Annotated in this window: 19 protein-coding genes; 16 read left to right on the top strand and 3 right to left on the bottom strand. The window is 42.6% G+C overall.

The features are described 5' to 3' along the window. Positions 1-290: 290 nt before the first annotated feature. The 3 genes from JYB65_RS10500 to hydG are packed head-to-tail and all read left to right on the top strand — an operon-like array spanning position 291 to position 3,091. On the top strand, positions 291-542 hold the full coding sequence (locus JYB65_RS10500) for a TM1266 family iron-only hydrogenase system putative regulator (protein ID WP_206582629.1): 252 nt from the start codon (positions 291-293) through the stop codon (positions 540-542). Between the two features lie 53 nt (positions 543-595). Further along, the gene (gene hydE, locus JYB65_RS10495; RefSeq protein ID WP_206582628.1) at positions 596-1,633 is read left to right on the top strand and encodes a [FeFe] hydrogenase H-cluster radical SAM maturase HydE; all 1,038 of its coding nucleotides are present in this window, start codon (positions 596-598) and stop codon (positions 1,631-1,633) included. Between the two features lie 39 nt (positions 1,634-1,672). Continuing rightward, entirely contained in the window at positions 1,673-3,091 is a 1,419-nt protein-coding gene (gene hydG, locus JYB65_RS10490) for a [FeFe] hydrogenase H-cluster radical SAM maturase HydG (RefSeq protein WP_206582627.1), read from the top strand. A gap of 49 nt (positions 3,092-3,140) precedes the next feature. Here the strand turns inward: hydG and JYB65_RS10485 are convergent, their stop codons facing one another. Both JYB65_RS10485 and JYB65_RS10480 read right to left on the bottom strand, forming a co-directional pair. Continuing rightward, positions 3,141-4,049 (bottom strand): D-2-hydroxyacid dehydrogenase, encoded by a 909-nt coding sequence (locus tag JYB65_RS10485; RefSeq protein ID WP_206582626.1) that lies wholly within the window; start codon positions 4,047-4,049, stop codon positions 3,141-3,143. A gap of 58 nt (positions 4,050-4,107) precedes the next feature. Then, positions 4,108-5,028, bottom strand: a complete 921-nt coding sequence (locus JYB65_RS10480; protein ID WP_206582625.1) for a D-2-hydroxyacid dehydrogenase — start codon at positions 5,026-5,028, stop codon at positions 4,108-4,110. A gap of 192 nt (positions 5,029-5,220) precedes the next feature. Here JYB65_RS10480 and JYB65_RS10475 point away from each other — a divergent pair, with 192 nt between their 5' ends. From JYB65_RS10475 to JYB65_RS10460, 4 genes are read left to right on the top strand one after another with little or no spacing between them, the layout of a single operon-like run. Next, positions 5,221-5,802, top strand: coding sequence for a manganese efflux pump MntP (locus JYB65_RS10475; protein ID WP_206582624.1), 582 nt, complete (start codon positions 5,221-5,223; stop codon positions 5,800-5,802). A gap of 60 nt (positions 5,803-5,862) precedes the next feature. Further along, positions 5,863-6,585: a ribonuclease PH gene (gene rph / locus JYB65_RS10470; protein ID WP_206582623.1), complete on the top strand. Its 723-nt coding sequence runs from the start codon at positions 5,863-5,865 to the stop codon at positions 6,583-6,585. A 51-nt stretch (positions 6,586-6,636) separates the two neighbouring features. After that, complete coding sequence (locus JYB65_RS10465) at positions 6,637-7,239, top strand: XTP/dITP diphosphatase (protein WP_206582622.1); 603 nt, start codon at positions 6,637-6,639, stop codon at positions 7,237-7,239. Positions 7,240-7,286: 47 nt separating this feature from the next. Then, positions 7,287-8,126: a YihY/virulence factor BrkB family protein gene (locus JYB65_RS10460; protein ID WP_206582621.1), complete on the top strand. Its 840-nt coding sequence runs from the start codon at positions 7,287-7,289 to the stop codon at positions 8,124-8,126. An 86-nt stretch (positions 8,127-8,212) separates the two neighbouring features. Here JYB65_RS10460 and JYB65_RS10455 read toward each other — a convergent pair whose 3' ends face one another. Next, entirely contained in the window at positions 8,213-9,379 is a 1,167-nt protein-coding gene (locus JYB65_RS10455; protein ID WP_206582620.1) for a 3-phosphoglycerate dehydrogenase family protein, read from the bottom strand. Positions 9,380-9,701: 322 nt separating this feature from the next. Here JYB65_RS10455 and serC point away from each other — a divergent pair, with 322 nt between their 5' ends. From serC to JYB65_RS10410, 9 genes are all read left to right on the top strand, one after another. Next, the gene (serC, locus tag JYB65_RS10450; RefSeq protein ID WP_206582619.1) at positions 9,702-10,796 is read left to right on the top strand and encodes a 3-phosphoserine/phosphohydroxythreonine transaminase; all 1,095 of its coding nucleotides are present in this window, start codon (positions 9,702-9,704) and stop codon (positions 10,794-10,796) included. A gap of 109 nt (positions 10,797-10,905) precedes the next feature. After that, entirely contained in the window at positions 10,906-12,120 is a 1,215-nt protein-coding gene (locus JYB65_RS10445) for a cofactor-independent phosphoglycerate mutase (protein ID WP_206582618.1), read from the top strand. Positions 12,121-12,139: 19 nt separating this feature from the next. After that, positions 12,140-13,501, top strand: coding sequence for a D-alanyl-D-alanine carboxypeptidase family protein (locus tag JYB65_RS10440; protein ID WP_206582617.1), 1,362 nt, complete (start codon positions 12,140-12,142; stop codon positions 13,499-13,501). A 26-nt stretch (positions 13,502-13,527) separates the two neighbouring features. Continuing rightward, positions 13,528-15,438 (top strand): excinuclease ABC subunit UvrC, encoded by a 1,911-nt coding sequence (uvrC, locus tag JYB65_RS10435; RefSeq protein WP_206582616.1) that lies wholly within the window; start codon positions 13,528-13,530, stop codon positions 15,436-15,438. Between the two features lie 280 nt (positions 15,439-15,718). Continuing rightward, positions 15,719-16,015, top strand: coding sequence for a DUF1292 domain-containing protein (locus JYB65_RS10430; RefSeq protein WP_206582615.1), 297 nt, complete (start codon positions 15,719-15,721; stop codon positions 16,013-16,015). A 312-nt stretch (positions 16,016-16,327) separates the two neighbouring features. Beyond that, positions 16,328-16,729 (top strand): Fur family transcriptional regulator, encoded by a 402-nt coding sequence (locus tag JYB65_RS10425; RefSeq protein WP_206582614.1) that lies wholly within the window; start codon positions 16,328-16,330, stop codon positions 16,727-16,729. Positions 16,730-16,799: 70 nt separating this feature from the next. Next, positions 16,800-17,363: an alkyl hydroperoxide reductase subunit C gene (gene ahpC, locus JYB65_RS10420; RefSeq protein WP_206582613.1), complete on the top strand. Its 564-nt coding sequence runs from the start codon at positions 16,800-16,802 to the stop codon at positions 17,361-17,363. Positions 17,364-17,368: 5 nt separating this feature from the next. Continuing rightward, entirely contained in the window at positions 17,369-18,991 is a 1,623-nt protein-coding gene (locus JYB65_RS10415; protein ID WP_206582612.1) for an FAD-dependent oxidoreductase, read from the top strand. Positions 18,992-19,550: 559 nt separating this feature from the next. Next, the gene (locus JYB65_RS10410) at positions 19,551-20,936 is read left to right on the top strand and encodes an NAD(P)/FAD-dependent oxidoreductase (protein ID WP_206582611.1); all 1,386 of its coding nucleotides are present in this window, start codon (positions 19,551-19,553) and stop codon (positions 20,934-20,936) included. Positions 20,937-21,006 lie beyond the last annotated feature (70 nt).

Raw genomic sequence — 21,006 nt, 5'->3', positions numbered from 1 at the left:
TTTACGGAGAAAAAAGAGTAGTATAAAGATACTGAGTCACGAGGAATTCTTTTGATGAAGGATATAAAAAATAATAGAGAGTATTTCTGACATCTAAGAACGATTTCTGAGATGGAAGGCGCTGTACGATAATGAAAAAATGTAAAAGAACCTATACTTATGCGCCTTTAGGCGCATTTTTTTGTTTAAGCCGTTGGGTTCCCTGGCGGAGTGGTGAAGCCGCATTTTTGTTTGAATAATTAGAGCAATAAAGGTTAAGGTATGAATGACCGGCAAGGAGGTTGAAGGCCGTGGAAACTAGAGTGGCTTTGTTAGGAATAGTGATAGAAAATAAAGACTCGATTGAACAAGTCAATATGCTTCTTCATGAATACAGGCAATATATCATAGGACGTATGGGAATTCCTTATGAGAAGAGAGGTGTCAACATTATCAGTATTGCAATGGATGCGCCCGTAGATGTTATTAGTGCACTTTCGGGGAAAATCGGCAGGTTATCCGGCGTCAGTGCAAAGGCGGTTTATTCGAAACTGCCGGAATAGCGGATTGCAGCGGACCGATGGCAACCGTTGAGATGAAAAAACTCGGAGGTATGATGAAAGAATTAATTGATCAGCTGGAACAGACCCAGCTATTGACCAAAAAAGAATTTGAGTATTTGCTGCAGGATCACACGGAGGAAAGCAGAGAATACTTGTTTGAAAGAGCCAGAGCGGTTCGGCATAAACATTATGGCAGTACCGTTTTCACAAGAGGCTTGATTGAATTTACCAATTACTGCAAAAATGATTGCTATTATTGTGGAATACGCAGAAGCAATACGGAAGCAAGCCGATATCGCTTGACCAAGGAAGAAATAGTAGCTTGCTGCGAAAACGGACATGCGTTGGGTTTTCGAACCTTTGTGTTGCAAGGCGGTGAAGACAACGCCTTCACGGATGAAGTTCTGGTAGACATCATAAAGGAGATCAAAGAAAACTATCCGGATTGTGCCATTACATTGTCTATCGGCGAAAAACGATATGAGAGTTATAAAGCGTATTTTGAGGCTGGAGCCGATCGATATTTGCTGAGGCATGAAACCGCAAACGACGAGCATTACAGCAAAATCCATCCCAATGAATTGACCCTTGAAAACAGGAAAAAATGTCTCTGGGATTTAAAAGAGATTGGCTTTCAAGTAGGCTGCGGTTTGATGATCGGTTCGCCTTACCAAACAGTGGGCTGTCTGGCAGATGACTTGCTGTTTATGCATGAATTTCAACCGGATATGGTGGGGGTGGGGCCCTTCATAGCGCATCATCAAACTCCTTTTGCACAGGAATCGAACGGAACGCTGGAACAGACTTTAGTGATGGTGGGTATCGTTCGGCTGATGCTGCCGAAAGTATTGCTTCCGGCGACTACGGCATTGGGAACCATCGCACCCAACGGAAGGGAGCTCGGCATTCTTGCGGGGGCGAATGTCGTCATGCCGAATTTATCGCCTATTAACGTTCGAAGGAAATACATGCTGTATGATAATAAAATCTGCACGGGAGATGAGGCGGCAGAATGCCGCGTCTGTATGGACAACCGCATGAAAAGTATCGGCTACGAACTGGTGGTAGATCGTGGAGACCGTGTAAAGTAGAGGAACGTTTTAAAGGTTCAAATAGGAAAGGAAGAAAACATGTACAATCCAACATCATCAAAGGCGGAAGAGTTTATTTCGCATGAAGAAGTATTGGCAACGCTCGAGTATGCACAGCAGAATAAGAACAATGAAGACCTGATTGACAATATTCTTGAAAAAGCAAAGCGCAGAAAGGGTCTTTCACACCGAGAAGCATCGGTATTGCTTGCCTGTCAGATAGAAGAAAAGAATCAGGAAATTTATCGCTTGGCAGAACAGATCAAGAAGGATTTTTACGGCAACCGTATCGTTTTGTTCGCACCGCTTTATATATCCAACTATTGTGTTAATGGGTGTGTTTACTGTCCGTACCATGCTCAGAACAAGCATATTGCGAGAAAAAAGCTTACACAGGAGGAAATACGTACGGAAGTAATGGCTCTTCAGGATATGGGACATAAAAGGTTAGCGATAGAGTACGGGGAAGACCCGGAGATGAATCCCATGGACTACATTTTAGAGTGCATTGATACCATTTACAGCATTAAGCACAAGAACGGAGCCATCCGCCGCGTGAATGTCAATATTGCGGCGACGACGGTTGAGAATTATAGGAAACTGGCAGAGGCAGGAATCGGTACTTATATTTTATTTCAAGAAACCTATCATAAAGAAAGCTACGAAAAGCTTCATCCGACAGGGCCAAAGCACAATTATGCGTATCATACAGAAGCGATGGACAGAGCGATGCAGGGAGGCATTGATGATGTGGGACTTGGTGTCTTGTTTGGATTGGAACTGTACAAATATGAATTTGCGGCACTTCTGATGCACGCGGAGCACTTGGAAGCCGTCTATGGAGTAGGCCCACATACCATCAGCGTACCGAGAATTCGCCGTGCGGACGACATCGACCCGGATGTGTTTGACAATGGCATTGATGATGATATCTTTGCGAAAATCGTTGCCTGTATCAGGGTTTCCGTACCGTATACAGGGATGATTGTGTCGACAAGAGAAAGTCAGCAATGTCGAGAGAAACTGCTTCATTTGGGGGTATCTCAAGTAAGCGGAGGTTCAAGGACCAGCGTGGGCGGCTATGCGGAACAGGAACCGGAGGATGAACGCTCAGAGCAGTTTGAAGTAAGTGATACCCGATCCTTAGACGAAGTCGTAAAGTGGCTGATGGAATTAGGCTACATTCCAAGCTTCTGCACTGCTTGTTATCGAGAAGGCAGAACCGGAGACCGATTTATGGAGCTTTGCAAGAATCAGCAAATTCAGAATTGCTGCCATCCGAATGCCCTGATGACGTTAAAAGAGTATCTGGAGGACTACGCTTCGGGAGAAACAAAGCGTCTCGGAGAAGACCTGATCCTAAAGGAAATGGAGCATGTGTCTTCTGAAAAGGTGAAGCGGATTGCGCTTGGAAACCTCCAAGATATTGAGCAAGGGAAAAGAGACTTTAGATTTTAAATAAAAGACCTGTCTCCTATGAATCTTTTTGAGACAGGTCTTTTTATCTTTAATCCACTCTGTTTAAGGTGCCGCCGTTCAAGAATTCTTGAAAATTTGAGATGCAGCCGTCAATGATTATTTGACGCAATTCTGCCGCCGCCCAACACATATGCGGTGTGATGAAACAGTTCGGAAGCGGAATAAGGGGATTATCCGCAGCAGCAGGTTCCTCGACAAGAACGTCAAGACCGGCGGCAGACAGTTTGCCGCTGATTAATGCCTCTGCTAAGTCCCCTTCGTTTACTAACACCCCTCGGGCCGTATTGATTAAAATCGCTCCATCCTTCATCTGACGGATAAAGTCTTTATTAATAAACCCTTTATTCTCATCGGTCGCCGGACAGTGCAGAGACAGAATGTCCGATTGAATTGCGGCCTCTGGGTTTTGGCTGTAAATATTGACTTTCATCCCAAAGGCTTTTGCAATGTTCGCTACCTTTTTGCCGATATTTCCGTATCCGATGATACCGATGGACATGCTCCGAAGCAATACCAGCGGAGATTTCCAATAGCAGAACAATTCGGATCGGCTCCAGTCTCCTGCCTTGACAGAAGCGTTGTGAAGTGCTACCTGATTGGTGATTTCAAGGATCAATGCGAATGCGTGCTGCGCAACGGAATCCGTTGAATAGGCAGGGATGTTGCAAACGGCAATACCCCTTTCTCCGCAATCCTCCAAATTCACATTATTGTAGCCGGTAGCCATCACACCGATAAATTTCACATGAGGGCACTGCGATAAATTCGATTGATTTAATTGAACTTTGCTGACGAAAACGGCGTCGGCCTCTCTTGCTCTTTCAACCACCTGTTCCGGTAAGGTTTTCGCATAAACGGTAAGTTCTCCAAAGGCTTTCAGCCCATCCCAAGATAAACCCGGGTCGATCGTACCGCCATCCAGTATAACGATTTTCATAGGGTAGTATTCTCCATCCATTGTGTTCATTAGATTATAAAACAATTCTGAGTAATGGCTATTGATCAACACGATTAAGCGTTTCGCCATTCACAAAGCTTTGAATATTTTTATAAGCAATATCAAGAAGCAATTGTCTTGTCTCACGCGGCATCCAAGCATGGTGCGGCGTAATAAAGCAGTTCGGAGCTCCGATAAGCGGATTGCTCTCTGTTTCTTTCGGTGGCTCTGTTTTGATTACATCAATACCGGCAGCTGCGATCTTGCCGGATTTCAGAGCTTCCAGCAGGGCATCTTCATCGACTAAACCTCCTCGGGCGGTATTTAATAGGATTGCACCGTCTTTCATACGGGAGATAAATTCTGCGTTAATCATGTTCCGGTTGTCCGGTGTAACCGGGCAGTGTAAACTGAGGACATCTGCTTGAATAGCGGCTTCCGGATCTTTACTGTAAGGAATGACTTTCATCCCAAGGGCTTCCGCTATTCGTCCTACTCTTTTTCCGATATTACCGTAGCCGACAATGCCTAAGGTCTTCCCGTCTAATAGAGAAAGCGGTTTGATGCAGAAACAATCATCCGGGCATTTATACCAAGCCCCGTTATGAACGGCTTCGCTGTGAAGCGCAACGTGGTTTGAGATTTCAAGCAAAAGAGCAATCGTATGCTGGGATACGGCTTCCGTGGAATAAGCAGGGGTATTGCATACGGCGATTCCCTGTGCACGTGCCGTCGGAATATCCACATTGTTATAGCCGGTTGCCAGAAGGGAGATCAGTTTTAATTGCGGTAATTGTTTTAAGATTTCTGCTGTCAATTCAACTGCATTGATGATAACAACGTCGGCATCTTTTGCACGTTCTACGATCTCCTCCGGAGAGGTTCGGTCGTAGACCGTAAATTCACCCATTTCTTTGAGCTTGTCCCAGGATAAGTCGCCGGGATTGGTTGTATATCCGTCTAAAACTACAATCTTCATAAAATATTACTCCTTTAATAAACTATAAAATAGGACCCTGTAGGGCTAAAGCGTACCTTTGATGTATACAATGTTATAGAAATATAATACAATATATTTCTTTGAAGGTCTAGAGAAATTATGGTATACTATTTGGACGAAAACGAAAGCTATAAAGTGATAAATAAAACTGATTTAAGGAAGCAGAAAGTAATGACATTAATTGAAATTATTTTTATAGGAATTGGACTTGCGATGGATGCGGTAGCTGTATCCATGACCAACGGCATGGTCTGTAAGAACTTACAAACGAAAGACTATGTGCAAATGACTTTATTTTTTGCCTTATTTCAGGCATTGATGCCTTTGATAGGCTATTTCGCCGGCGGATTGTTTGCCGACATAATTTCCAGATATGCGGGGATTGTGATTCTGCTCATTCTTGGGGTGATAGGCGGCAAGATGATCAAAGAAGGTTGGGAGCATATGGCAGAGCAAAAGGCAGCAGGCGGTAAAACGGTTTGTGATGCGGCACAGTCACAAAGGAAGTTAACCTTTCGTGTATTGATTTTTCAATCGATTGCAACGAGTATCGATGCTTTTGCGGTGGGCGTAGGATTCAGTGCTATGCGAGTGGACATTCTGCAAGCAGTGGCCATCATTGCTTTTATCACGGCGGACTTAGTGGCATTAGCGATTGTAATGGGGAGGAAGTTCGGCGATATCTTAGGCTGTCGTGCAGAAATCCTCGGAGGACTTATCCTCGTGATTATCGGGTTAAAAGCAGTTATTTAAACAACATAAACATATATAAAACAAAGGATAAAGGGCAGCAGTTGCTGTGACGGGGGAAAAATGAGAATTGACAATAGAGAAAATGATCAGATCAGAAATATGAAGATCACGAACAATTATTTGATGAGTGCGGAAGGGTCCGTTTTAATTGAAATGGGGAATACAAAGGTAATCTGTACAGCTTCCGTGGAAGATTCCACCGCTAAACACCTAAAAGGAACCGGGCAGGGATGGATCACCGCTGAATATGGTATGCTGCCAAGATCAACGGCAACTCGAAAGATAAGAGATTCAAGCCGTGGGAAGATCGATGGAAGAAGCATGGAGATCCAACGACTCATTGGGCGCTCTCTTCGATCAGTGGTAGATATGGGGAAACTCGGTGAACGGACCATATGGATCGATTGCGATGTGATACAAGCAGACGGAGGAACTCGAACGGCTAGTATTACAGGAGCTTTTGTGGCAATGGTTGAGGCCATGAAATGGATGCAGCAGAAACAGATGATAAAAGAACTTCCGGTGAAGGGCTTTGTTTCCGCTATCAGTGTCGGAGTAGTCGGAGGGGAACGAATGTTAGACTTGTGTTACTATGAAGATTCCAGAGCTCAAGTGGATATGAATGTGGTAATGACGGATAAAGGCGAGTATATTGAAGTTCAAGGAACAGGAGAAGAATCCCCTTTTACGGCAAATGATCTAACCGCATTACTGGCATTAGCTGCGGAAGGATGCACGCAGTTAAATAAAGTACAAAGGGAGATAACCGGAGATTTTAAGTAAGGACAATAGCTGTCAGCCAATAGATATGGATATAAAGTGGATGGAGGGAATATGATCATAGTAGCAGCATCGCAAAACAAACATAAAATAATGGAGATGGAAGCCATCACAAAACAATTTGGAATGGAAATTGTCGGACGTGATGATTTCGGCGTTCCAAAGGTGGAAATCGTAGAGGATGGCGTGACTTTCGAAGAAAATTCCCTGAAAAAGGCGGAGGGAGTTATGAAGCTCTGCGGCAAAATTACGATTGCGGATGATTCGGGAATTGTGGTGGATGCCTTAGACGGAGCCCCCGGCGTTTATTCTGCACGATTCTCCGGTGAGGAATGCGATGATAATAAGAATAACCAAAAGCTTTTAGAAATGCTGGAGGATGTTCCGATGGAAAAACGTACCGCACGATACGTCGCTGTCATTACAATGGCGTTTCCGGACGGAAGGGTACTTGTTGCACGAGGAGAGTGTGAAGGACATATTTTATTGGAAGAATCCGGGCAAAACGGGTTCGGCTATGATCCGTTGTTTCGCCCTGTAGGATATCCTGTCAGCTTCGGAGAGATACCGCCGGAGGAGAAAAACAAAATTAGTCATCGGGCAAAAGCATTGATTGAGCTTCAAAAACAATTAGAAAAACTAGGGAAGATAGAATAAACGGTCAGACAGGAGAATAATTGGGGATTGAAGGTAGATTAAAAATAATGACAAAAAAGAGACTCATAAAAATGGTGATGCTTGGAATCAAGCAATTCAAGAATCCGTATTATCAAGGCTTTGCCGCACAGGTAGCCTTCTATTTTCTGATGTCCATCGTACCCATTATCATCGTCCTTTCACAGCTTTTAGGGGTATTTTCTATTTCTCTCGATACGCTGGATGATTTTATCAAGCAATATGTTTCGGGTGATGTTGCCGATGCGATCTTAGAGATGTTGTCTTATCAATCCACGAGCGGAATGAATATCGTATTGATTGTCATTGCATTATGGGCAGCCTCAAGAGCAGAATTTTGTTTGATGAGAATCACCAATTTTACCTTAACCGGAGGCAAATCTACGGGAAATGGATATTTTAAGGAACGAATTCGGGCGGTTAAAACGATGGTTCTGACGCTGTTTACGTTGACCTTTGCGTTGATCATTTTGGTATATGGCGAACTGATCCTCGGCGTGATGGCAAAAACTTTGGCAGCGACGATAGGGGTAACCTATCAAGTGGATGTCTTTTGGTTAGTTTTAAGATATCCGGTTACCATGATACTCTATTTCCTAATGGTAAGTTATAATTATTATGTGCTTCCTTCCACGAAATTGAGCTTCAGAAGCATCGTACCGGGGAGCTTATTCGCTTCCGTCGGTATGTTGGCGGTGACGCTTGGTTATAAGGTGTATACGGGATATATCGCCAATTATGATATTCTATATGGTTCCATGGCATCCGTTGTGGCGGTCATGATGTGGTTCTATTTCTTAGCCTGGGCATTAGGATTAGGAATATTATGCAATAAAGTATGGGCAGATACGAAGTCCGTTACGCAATAAATTAGAATGTTTTACTAAAATAAAGGGCTGTTTCAAACTTTGAAACAGCCTTTTGTTGTTCAATAGGAAGATTTCAATTGAAATCTTTATGCCTTCTTAATGACTCTGATCTTAATAATTCCTTCCGCTGAAAGCTTAGAAGTTACCACGGCTTCATCTGCAGTTCCGTCTACATCGAGAAGTGCGCAAGCAAAATCTCCTTTGCTCTTTGTTACCATATTGGTCACGTTTAGATTCATTTCGGACATCGCTCCGGTAATGCTGTTTAATACGGAAGAATCGTTCTTATTTAAAACACAAATTCTTGTTCCGGTCACTTTACCTAAACTGCAAGCAGGGAAGTTTACCGAATTTCTGATATTTCCGTTTTCGATATAATCCATCAATTCATCGGCCGCCATCATGGCGCAATTATCTTCTGCCTCTTCGGTGGAAGCGCCAAGGTGAGGAATGCAAACGACGCCTTTTTGTCCGATCAACTTATCGTTGGGAAAGTCTGTAATATATTTTCTTACTTTTTCGGAATCAAGAGCAGTGAGCATATCCGCATCGTTTACGAGCTTATCCCGGGAAAAATTAAGGAGAATAACGCCGCTCTTCATTTTGGCGATGGAATCGGCATTGATAATGCCTTTTGTGGAATCCACGGCAGGAACGTGAATGGTAATATAGTCACATTCAGGGAGCAAATCTCCTAAATCTGTAACGACAGAAATCTCATTGGATAAACTGTGGGCTGCCTGAAGTGTCATGTAGGGATCATATCCGATCACCTGCATGCCTAGATTTTGAGCTGCATTGGCAACTAGAACACCGATGGAACCAAGGCCGATTACGCCTAATGTTTTGCCATGGATTTCTGTTCCGGCGAACTGTGCCTTACCCTTTTCAACCGCCTTGCCCACTTCTTCTGTTCCGATTAGTGTGCAGCACCAGCCTAACGCATCCGGCACATTTCTTGCGCCAAGGAGAAGTCCTGTAAGAACAAGCTCTTTTACTGCATTTGCATTTGCTCCGGGTGTGTTGAAGACGACAATGCCTTTTTCAGCGCATCGGTCAATGGGAATATTATTTACGCCGGCCCCTGCTCTTGCGATAGCCAGAAGATTGTCTGAGAAGTCCATCGTAAGCATATCGTGGCTTCTTACCAAAATGCCATTAGCTGAAGCAATGTCATCAGTAATAGTATATTGGTCTGTAAGACGTCCAAGTCCTACTGGAGAAATTTTGTTTAATGTTGCAATTTTGTACATTTGATCCACCTCGTTAAAATGTATTAAAAATAAATAGTGTTGATACTGTGAATAGAGCATCGTGCCCTAAGTTTGCTTTAAAAGTTGATCCGTTAAACGCAAATTTAACTGCCGTACCATGCTGTCAAGAACCTCACAAAATATAAAACATGGTAATTATACCACTTTACTAGGGTGAGGTAAAGTGGTATAATGGTACCTATTATTGATATAAACATAAATATGGTTTTAATTTTTGGTTGAAAAACCTATATTTTACTTATTTAATAGTGACAATAAACAAAAATAAATCAAGAAAAGAATTAAGAGAGGTGAATTTTTAATGAGCAACAATAACGGCAGAGTCTATAACTTTTCAGCAGGTCCGTCCATGCTTCCATTAGAGGTGCTTGAAGACGTAGCGAAGGAATTAACAAATTACAATGGTAGCGGACAGTCCGTTATGGAGATGAGTCACCGTTCAAAGGAATTTGAAGCAATTCTACATGATGCAGAAAAGAATCTTAGAGAATTGATGTCCATTCCTGACAATTACAAGGTACTATTCCTTCAGGGTGGTGGAACTCTTCAATTTTCAATGGTTCCAATCAACCTGCTGCGAAACTCCAAGAAGGCCGATTATATTGTAACCGGTACGTGGGCAAAGAAAGCTGCCGAAGAAGCGAAAAAATTTGGAGATATTAAAATCGTGGCTTCCTCCGCTGAATCCAACTTCTCTTATATTCCAAAGGTAAATAAAGAAGATTTCAGACCGGATGCGGACTATGTTCATATTACCTTCAATAACACGATCTATGGGACGCATTATGAGTATGTGCCTGAAACAGGAGACGTTCCGCTAGTTGCTGATATGTCCTCTTGCATTCTATCGGAAGAAGTGGATGTGACAAAGTTTGGATTGATCTATGCCGGAGCTCAAAAGAACATTGCACCTTCCGGTGTGACTCTTGTCATCATCAGGGAAGATTTATTGGGATTTGCTCCTGCAGATACACCGATTTATCTGGACTATAAGATCCATGCAGACAATGAATCCATGTATAATACTCCTCCGTGCTTTACCATCTATGTAGCAGGCGAAGTATTTAAGAATATCCTAAAGAATGGTGGAATTAAACCATTAAATAAGCTTGATATTGAGAAAGCCGATAAGCTGTATAACTATGTTGACGCCAGCAAGCTTTATAGTTGCCCTGTAAAAGAAGACAGCCGTTCTCTGATGAACGTTGTATTTGTGACAGGAAATGGGGATTTAGATAAGAAATTTATCGCAGAAGCAAAGGCAGAGGGGCTGATCAATCTCGGCGGACACCGTTCTATCGGCGGTATGAGAGCAAGTATCTATAACGCAATGCCGATGGAAGGCGTAGAAAAGCTTGTAGCATTTATGAAGAAATTTGAAGCTGAAAATGCATAATGTGCAGACGTTTTTTTCGATGAGCATTATGAGATAAAAAGAAAATATTGGGCCTGTTGATGGTGCTTATAGTCGTCAATAGGCTCGTGCTTTTTAGAATGGAGAACACATGAAATATTTAATTATAGTTCCTGATGGCGCAGGAGATGATAAGATTGAAGCACTTGGAGGAAAGACTCCTCTTGAAGTTGCAAACATGCCATTTATTAAAAGTCTCGCAGAACGCGGTGAGGTAGGAATGGTTCAGACGATTCCTGAAGGGGTTGCTCCGGGCAGTGACGCCGCAAATCTATCCGTTATGGGCTATGATCCGTCAATTTATTTAACAGGCAGATCACCACTGGAAGCCGCCAGCATCGGAATTGATATGTCCGATACGGATGTAGCGTTCAGAACCAATATCATTACCGTGACGGGGGATGGGGAATATGAGGATCTAATTATTACAGACCACAGTTCAGGAGACATCACGACAGAGGAAGCCGATATTTTGATTAAAGCTGTTAATGAAAAGTTTGGAAGTGACATCATTCAGTTCTATACCGGTGTGAGCTACAGGCATTGTATGATCGTAAAAAACGGTTCTACCGACTACCAATTGACGCCTCCGCATGATGTATTGACTCAGCGCGTAGGAGATCATCTGCCAAAAGGTGAGGGCGCTGAGTTTATCACAAAAATGATGAAAGAAAGCTATGAATTCTTAAAAGAACATCCTGTCAATAAAGCAAGAGTAGAAAGAGGACTAAACCCTGCAAATACGATTTGGATATGGGGTCAAGGTAAAAAGCCTAGCTTATCTTCCTTCTATGATAAATATAAGATTACAGGGACAGCCATTTCTGCGGTTGATTTAATTAAGGGAATCGCTATTTGTGCAGGCTTGAATTCCGTGGATGTAGAGGGAGCAACAGGAACCTTACATACAAATTTTGCTGGGAAAGCACAGGCGGCTATTGAAGAATTTAAGAAAGGGAAAGACTTCTTGTATGTTCATTTGGAAGGACCGGATGAATGTGCACATCAAGGAGATCAGCCTGGGAAAATTCAGTGTTTGGAAAGCATTGATGAGAAAATTGCAAAACCAATTGTAGGATATTTGCGTGAAGCGGGAGAACCTTTCAGAGTACTGATTGTACCTGATCATAGAACGCCGCTCGCGATAAGAACACATTCATCAACGCCGGTGCCGTATGTACTTTATGACAGCACGAATGAACAGCCTGCGGATCTTGAAAAGGCATTCCATGAGGACTCTGGGGAAAAGGGTAACAGCTTTGGCAGTGGGTATGAACTGGCAGACTATTTCTTTGAGAAAAAATAGAGGGATATTGAGGGGTGGCATGAGAAAAATATTTACTACGGTGATTGTGCTTCTTTCGATGTTGACCGTCAATACCCCGATGGTTTTTGCGAGCACTGATGTTCCAAACATTGTAGCAGAGACAGGGGTCTTAATTGATGCAAAGACAGGCACCGTTCTTTATAATAAAGAAATGGATAAACAGGAAGAGCCGGCTAGTACGACTAAAATGATCACGGGCTTATTAGCCATTGAAAATCTTGATCTCGATCAAGTGCTTACGATCGATGCGGAAACGCCATTTACCGAGGGGAGCAGGATATACCTGCTGGAGGGAGAACGGATTACCGTAAACGATCTGTTGTATGCATTATTTTTGGAATCTGCAAACGATTCGGCTGTAGCCTTTGCAAAAGAAATGGGCGGTTCGATAGATAACTTTGCAGTGATGATGAATGAAAAGGCGAAAGAATTAGGAGCAAAAAATACAAACTTTGTAAACCCAAACGGGCTTCATTGCGAAGGACACTTGACGACAGCTTATGACCTTGCTATGATTGCAAAGGGCGCCATGCAAAACGAAACGTTCAGACAGTTTGTAAGCACCTATAAACATACGGTTCCTGCAACCAATAAGCAGGATACCCGATATTTTTATAATACAAACCGATTATTGTATGATACAAAGACAAAAGTTTCCGCAAATGGAGTCTTGCGGGCGGCAAAATATGAAGGTGTGATCGGCATCAAAACCGGTTATACAAGTAAGGCGGGAGGCTGCCTTGTTGCCGGAGCAGAGCGCGATGGTACGGAATTGATCGCTGTCGTTCTGAAATCCACCGATAAAGGTCGATTTGGAGACAGTATAGCCCTTCTGGATTGGGGATTTGAGAATTATAAGTCCATTAGAACCATTAAAGAAGGTGCAGATTTAGGATCGATAAAAGTGACCCACGGCAAAGAGAAAGAAGTCGGATTGGCAGCAAAAACAGATGGGTATGCGACTCTTTCTTCTGATGAAAAGAGCAGTGACTTAACGAAAGTCTTGAAACTGGATGAAAAAGTGACGGCTCCTGTCAAGAAAGGTCAAAAAGTCGGGACGGTCGATTTCTTTAAAGGAAGTACTTTGATGAGTTCGGTGGATGTGGTTGCCGCTGATGCGGTTGAAAAGGGCGGATTGCTTTCAGCACTCAGCATGTCAAGCGGAAAGGTGGGCAAACCTTATGTGATAATGGTTGCGTTGAGCACGGTGGCAGCAGCAGCGGTCGCCTCGTTGATGACAATACGTTATAACAACATTCAGCGCAGGAAAAAACGAAGAACCGAGCGTGCCATTAAAATTGCGATGGAACGCGAGATGAATCAAGTATATTATAAAAGAAGTAAATATATGGATCGTTAAGGAAAGCTATTTGGAGAAATACAAATATGTTTGACATAAAGGAAAATCTAAAAAAACTCCCGGACTCTCCGGGAGTTTATATTCATAAGGATAAATTGGGGCAGGTTATTTATGTGGGGAAAGCAATCTCACTGAAAAACCGAGTGCGCCAATATTTTCAGTCGCCTAAAAATATGCCGGCGAAAGTGCGGGCAATGGTCAGTCATATTGAGGAGTTTGAGTATATTACGACACAAACGGAGATGGAAGCATTAATTTTGGAATGTACGCTGATTAAACGCTATATGCCGAAGTACAATGTCCTTTTACGAGATGATAAAACGTACCCTTATATAAAAATCACGTTGAATGAAGAGTTCCCCAGACTGATAAAAACAAGAAGGATAGAGAAGGACGGGGGCAAATATTTTGGACCTTATACGGACGTTGGAGCCGTCAATCAGATGATTGATTTTCTGAATAATATATTTGCGTTTAAACGATGCTCCGCACGAAGATTTCCCGAAGATGCAAAGACTTGTTTGAATTATCATATTCATCAATGTCAGGGAATTTGCGCAGGCAATGCAGATCGGGGACGTTATCTGGAGAACGTCAATCAAGCGATCGAATTTTTAAACGGGAAAACCAAGCCACTGATATCGGAGTTGACGGAACGGATGATTCGAGAATCCGAACTTCTTCACTTTGAAAAAGCCGCAGAATACAGAGACTACATTGAAGCAGCTAAATCGATTACAGAAAAGCAACACGTTGTTATGCTGGGACTAAAAGACTTAGATATTGTATTAGCCATATCCAGCGGACAGAAATCGTATGCCATACTGTTTTATGTTCGAAACGGAAAGCTGTCGGGACGAGAGAATTTTGAGATGGAGGGGACGGACGATAAAGCGGAATTGGTCGGCGAATTTATCAAGCAGCACTACAGTGAAAATCCAAATATACCGCATGAAATATTAGTAGAACAGCCTTTACAGGAAAAAGAACTCATAGAGGTGTTTTTAGGAGAACTGGCTGGGAGGCAGGTGAAAATTACCGTACCGCAGCGCGGAGATAAGCGGGATTTGCTGAAATTGGCGCAGCATGACTCGATCGAAATGTTAAAAACCATCGATGAAAAGGTAAATAATCAGTTAGCGAGAAAAAGTGCCTTATCACAGGCGCTTTCTGATCTGATTGTAAAAATACAGGGTGAATCCTATTTGACTGTTTTAGGCAGCGGCCAAGAAAATCCTTTATCAGCAGGAGGAAATACAAGCGTTCAAAGCTGGAAAGATTATCGGGTAGAGGCTTATGACATATCCAATACGAATGGGGTGGATTCTGTTGGAGCGATGGTGGTGTTTGAAGGATTAAAGCCCAATAAAAAAGAATATAGGCGCTTTAAAATTCGAACGGTGGAAGGGCCGAACGATTACGGCAGTATGCAGGAGGTCATCTATCGGCGTTTTAAGAGGGCGATGGAAGGGGATCCGGCCTTTAAAACAATGCCTGATTTGTTGTTCATCGATGGAGGAAAAGGGCAAGTCTCTGCGGTGGAGCAGATTCTGGCCGCGATGAAATGCCAGATCAGTGTCGTGGGAATGGCGAAAGATGATAAACATCGGTCCCGTGCACTCATCTTCAAGCCGAAGGGCAAGTCGGAGTATGAAGAAGTTTTATTGAAAGAAAATCCTTTATTGTATAAATATACGGGAGCGATTCAGGAGGAAGTCCATCGCTTTGCGATTGATTATCATCGAGGGCTGAGAGACAAGAAGATGCAAGGCTCTGCTTTAGACGAAATCCGAGGTATCGGCGCCCAACGAAGGAATGCTTTACTGGCACATTTTGGCAGCATAGAAAAGATTAAAAATGCAACGACGGAAGAGCTTTGTGCGATTTCTGGCATAACGGAACAAGTTGCCAAGAATATTCGGGAATATTTTCATTGATAAAGGTAAATTATAGTGATATAATGAACACGATTATTGAGATACGGCGTTGCCGCAAGGAAGTGTTCATTAAATCATACTGCGACGTGGCTTGTATGATATAATGAAATCGCTAATTACTAAATATAGGTAAATTTCACACAATTCTGAGCAGCGGTGAAAGGCAGCTATCGTAATGGCGAAAAGGCTTACAAATGCACTATTGAACGAAGATATAGAGTGTGGATAAAGCTTTGTACTCATTAGTTGTATTTTGATTAAAAGTATGGAGGAATTTAATATGTCAGACAAAGAAAAGTGCGGCTGCGGCTGTGGTTGTGAAGGACATGATGATGCAGATTTTCTAACTTTAGAGTTTGATGACGGCGTAGAAGTTGAATGTGAAATCATGGGAGTTTTTGAATTTGAAGGAAAAGAATATATTGCTCTTATTCCGGATGATGAAACAGATGATGTCTACATCTATGGATATAAAGAAATTGGCGAAGAAGAATTCGAATTAGTGGATATTGATGACGATGCAGAATTTGAAAAAGTTGTTGCTGAATTTGATAAGATCACGGCAGAACAAGCTTAAAGAACGCCGATAAGCTGAATAATGAAAATAGGGACGGTTATGCCGTCCTTTTTTATTACGTAAGAAATATCGCTTGCGATATGACGGAGTATCATAAAAGGCTACCGCTGAAATGCGAACGAATGTAAGCTAAAAACGCCTCGCAGAGGCTTTTTTTATTACCCTTTTTTATGATCACTTTTACCTAGCTAAATAATTGCTAAATTTGTGAGCAAAATAAATTTTCAAATATTTTTAATAAGAGATTGACAAATTGAAAGTTTTATATGATAATAATAACAATTACTAATAACGATAAGGATTGGTGAAGAAATGAGTAGGCGACATACTGTACAAAAGCAAATGATTGGAGAGACTCTTGCGCGGTTGGATCATCCGACTGCGACGGAAATATATGAAGAGATCAGGAGAGCTTATCCGCAGATCAGTCTCGGCACCGTATACCGCAATTTGAGTCAGATGGCAGATGACGGTGAAATACTGAGAATTTCCTTCTCAGGGGAACCGGATCGTTTTGACCCGAATTCTTATGAGCATTATCACATTGCTTGCAGCTGCTGCGGTAAGATTTGCGATACCGATCAAGCAACCATGGCTTCACTGATTGAACAGATCGACCGTGCGGTAGAAGATTGTACGGGGATTAAGGTAGAGAAGCGCATCATGATATTTAGTGGAATTTGTGCTGAATGTCAATCCGCTGCCCAGCTGTAAATTGGGATTTTCAAGTATGATGCGGCAATTTTGTCGATCAAAATAAAACAAATTTAAAGGAGGTATTATTATGTCACTTATTGGAAAAGAAGTAAATGATTTTAAGGTAAAAGCCTTTGTAGAAGAAGGGTTTAAGGATGTATCCAAGGAAGATATTCAGGGGAAATGGTCCGTTTTCGTGTTCTATCCGGCAGACTTCACTTTTGTGTGCCCTACTGAACTGGGAGATCTAGCGGATCAATACGAAGAGTTCAAAAAAATCGGCTGCGAGGTATATTCTGTATCTACAGACAGCCATTTCGTACACAAAGCGTGGCATGACGCTTCCGATACTATTAAAAAAATCAAGTACCCTATGCTGGCTGATCCCAACGGCAAGCTTGCGAAGGATTTTGAGGTGTATATTGAAGAAGAGGGAATGGCTCTGCGCGGCAGCTTTGTTGTAAACCCGGAGGCGAAGATCGTAGCTTATGAAGTGAACTCTAACAGCATCGGACGTGAAGCCTCCGAACTGTTGCGCAAGCTTCAGGCTGCTCAGTTTGTCGCAGCCCACGGAGATGAAGTGTGCCCTGCAAAATGGCGTCCGGGAGCAGAAACGCTTAAACCTAGCTTGGATTTGGTTGGAAAGCTGTGATTCTTATGAACGAACTATACGATCTGATAATCATCGGTTCCGGCAGCGCGGGAATGACCGCAGGCATTTATGCGGGGCGTTCCAAATTGAAAACTCTCCTGATTGAAAGAGACGAGCCCGGCGGGCAGATCAGAATCACGTCGGAGGTGGAGAACTATCCGGGTATTCCTCGCATTTCGGGGGAGGAACTTAGCCAGACCATGCGCCGACAGGCGGAAAATTTCGGTGTAAAGTTTCTTCGGACGGTAGTGGAATCGGTAGATTTTACCCAAGACATTAAAAAAATCCGAACGGTTGAGGGTGAATATGAGGCACTGGCCGTCATCGTTGCTACCGGCTCTGTGCCGAGAAAATTGGGTTTTATCGGGGAAGAAGAGTTTAAAGGCCGCGGCATCGGATATTGTGCTACCTGCGATGGCGAATTTTTCTCCGGAATGGATGTTTTCGTCATCGGGGCCGGATTCGCTGCGGCGGAAGAGGCGATTTTCCTGACTCGTTATGCCAGAAAAGTAACAGTTATTGCAAGGGGAGCGCAATTTTCCTGCTCGAAAACAATTGCCGAAAAAGTGCTGGCACATCCGAAGATTGAGGTAAAGTTCAATACCGAAATCCTGGAGGTAGGAGGAGATACGGTTCCCCGGTATGCAACGTTTATTGACAAGAAAACCGGAGAGTCCTGGCGCTATGATGTGCCTGAGAGCAATACGACCTTTGGCCTTTTCGTGTTTGTGGGGTATATCCCTCAGAGTGCCGAATATGCACAACAGCTTCGGCTTGATGAAAAGGGATACATCCTTACAGATGCGGATATGAGTACCAATGTAGACGGCGTATATGCAGCGGGAGACATTCGTCCGAAGGCGCTTCGTCAGCTTGTTACGGCTGTGTCAGACGGGGCCATTGCGGCAACTTGTGCGGAAAAGTATCTTGCACAGAAGAAAGAGCGGCTTGGCCTGTCTGATGAAGAGCAAGAAGTGAGTGTTCTGCGGAGTGAGACTTTCTTTGATGAAGAATTGAAGGAGCAGCTTGTGCCTATTCTGGAGCGGTTCGAAAAACGGATCAGCCTTCTGACATTTTTAGATGAAACCAGTGAATTCAATGAGGAACTCAAATCGTTCTTATCAGAGTTTGCTTCATTGTCGGATAAAGTACAGATTCAATATCTGAATAAAGGCGAGAATCCGGAAAAGGAAAAAGAGGTTCATGTCACGCTGTTCCCGGCCTTTGCTATTCTTGATTCGGATGGAAGCTACACCGGTGTTCAGTTCCACGGCATTCCCGGAGGACATGAGATAAACTCGTTCATACTGGCGCTTTACAACGCTGCAGGACCGGGCCAAACAATAGGAGCAGAGACGCTGGAAAAGATTCAGACAGTGAAGAAGAAGGTCAACCTGAAAATCGGCGTATCCCTTTCCTGTACTTTGTGCCCTGATGTAGTGGCCTTGTCACAGCTGATGGCGCTTAAAAATCCGCTGATTGAAGCGGAAATGATCGACGTATCACGGTTCCCTGATTTTAAAAATCAATATGCTATTATGAGCGTGCCTGCCATTGTGATAAACGATGATAAGCTTTCCTTCGGGAAGAAAACTCTTGATGATCTGCTTGCGTTAATGGAAGGTTGATTTATAGAAACAAAAAACAGAAGGGTAAAACCTCCTGTTTTTTGTTTTGCTGATTTTTTATTTATTTAGGGGAATCCCTAAGGATAACAATAAGTTGATAAAACAAATGCATCCAAGTTAGAACAATTAAAATTGTTTTAACTAAATTCCGTCTTGGTATTAGAATATACCTATTATTAAGTATTGTCAATATCTTGTTAGTGATTTTGATTTACTTTTTTATTGTTGTACTGTATTAAAGCAATTTTAGGTATTACTTTCTGCTATTTGCTTTTTTATAAAATAAAAAGCTCACAAAAGTAAATAGTACAGCACCGCTCATGTAATAAGATGTAAAGCCTCCGGCAAGGAGTTCAAATATGCATAAACATGCGGCTAGCAAGAAACAAACAGCAATTACAACATCTTTGGTATTCATTTCATAAATTCCTCTCTTCAAATGTGAATTATTTTAATTCTATTATAGCATAAAAGCCGACAGGAAAAGGGATTGTGTTTTTAGATAAAATAAGATATAGTAACTTTGTATGGGCAAAAGTCCAAGTGTTTGGAGGGAAATATGAAAAAATATGACATTATAATTGCAGGAGCTGGTGCGAGCGGGGTATTTTTATCCTACGAGCTTGCCAAGTTAGATAATAAAGCAAAAATATTGATGGTAGATAAAGGGGCCCCTTTAGAAAAGAGAGTCTGCCCCATTAAATTAGGAAAAGTAAACAACTGCATTAAGTGCGAACCGTGTCATATTATGAATGGATACGGCGGGGCAGGTACTTTATCAGATGGAAAGTATAATATTACAACGCAATTTGGCGGCGATTTACACAAATACATCGGTCAGGAAGAAGCTTTAGATTTGATGGAATATGTGGACGAGGTTCTTTGCAGTTTTGGCGGAGCGGATGCAAAACTATATTCAACTGCCAATTCTGAGCTGAAGACGACAGCACTTCGAAATAATTTGCATTTACTGGATGCAAAGGTAAGACATTTGGGAACTGACAGGAACGTTCAGATCCTTGAACGGATTTTTAACCATACGACTTCAAGGATTGATACGGAGTTTTATTCAACCATTTATGAAGTAACTCGCAATGAAGACGGCACTTTCATTGTTAAAACTAATAAAGGCGGAGAATATGTATGTAATGATTTAGTGCTCGCGACGGGGCGTTCCGGCTCAAAATGGATTTCAAGCGTTTGTGACCAGATGGGCATCGCTCTCGAAAAGAACAGGGTGGATATCGGTGTTCGTGTCGAATTGCCGGGAGAAATTTTTAAACATATTACCGATGAGGTATATGAAAGCAAGATTGTTTACAAAACCGATAAATACAATGATATGGTTCGTACTTTCTGCATGAATCCGTACGGCGAAGTGGTAGCGGAAAACACAAACGGCATCGTAACCGTAAATGGCCATAGCTATGCAGACCCTAGTCTCAGAACCGAAAATACGAATTTTGCATTGCTGGTATCCAATAAATTTACGGAGCCGTTCAAGGACAGCAACGAATACGGTGAATCCATAGCGAGACTTTCGAACATGCTTGGGGGCGGTGTTCTGCTGCAGCGTTTTGGTGATTTAGTAAAAGGAAGAAGAAGCAGTGACAGACGTATGGGAAAATGCTTTACCAGACCGACGTTAAAAGCTACGCCTGGGGATTTAAGCCTTGTTATTCCAAAGAGACAACTGGATAATATTATCGAGATGATTTATGCATTGGATAAAATCGCACCGGGGACAGCCAATGAAGATACCTTGTTATATGGCGTTGAAGTAAAGTTCTACAATTCACGAGTAGAAGTGGATGCCAATTTGGAAACCAAGGTGAAAGGATTGTTTGCGTTGGGTGATGGATCCGGCGTTACGCACTCTTTATCCCAGGCATCAGCCAGCGGAGTTCATCTCGGAAGAATTTTAGCGAAAAAATACGCGAAATAGCGCGAAAGAAAAAAATGATAATAATTTTGAATTAATTATACAGAATTTCACTGAAATATGCCGAAGAAAA

The sequence above is a fragment of the Clostridium aminobutyricum genome, assembly GCF_017255415.1.
In the GTDB taxonomy this organism is placed as follows: Bacteria; Bacillota; Clostridia; order Peptostreptococcales; family Anaerovoracaceae; genus Aminipila; species Aminipila aminobutyrica.
Note: the sequence above shows the minus strand (reverse complement) of the source record. Positions and strands in the feature narration are given on the sequence as shown.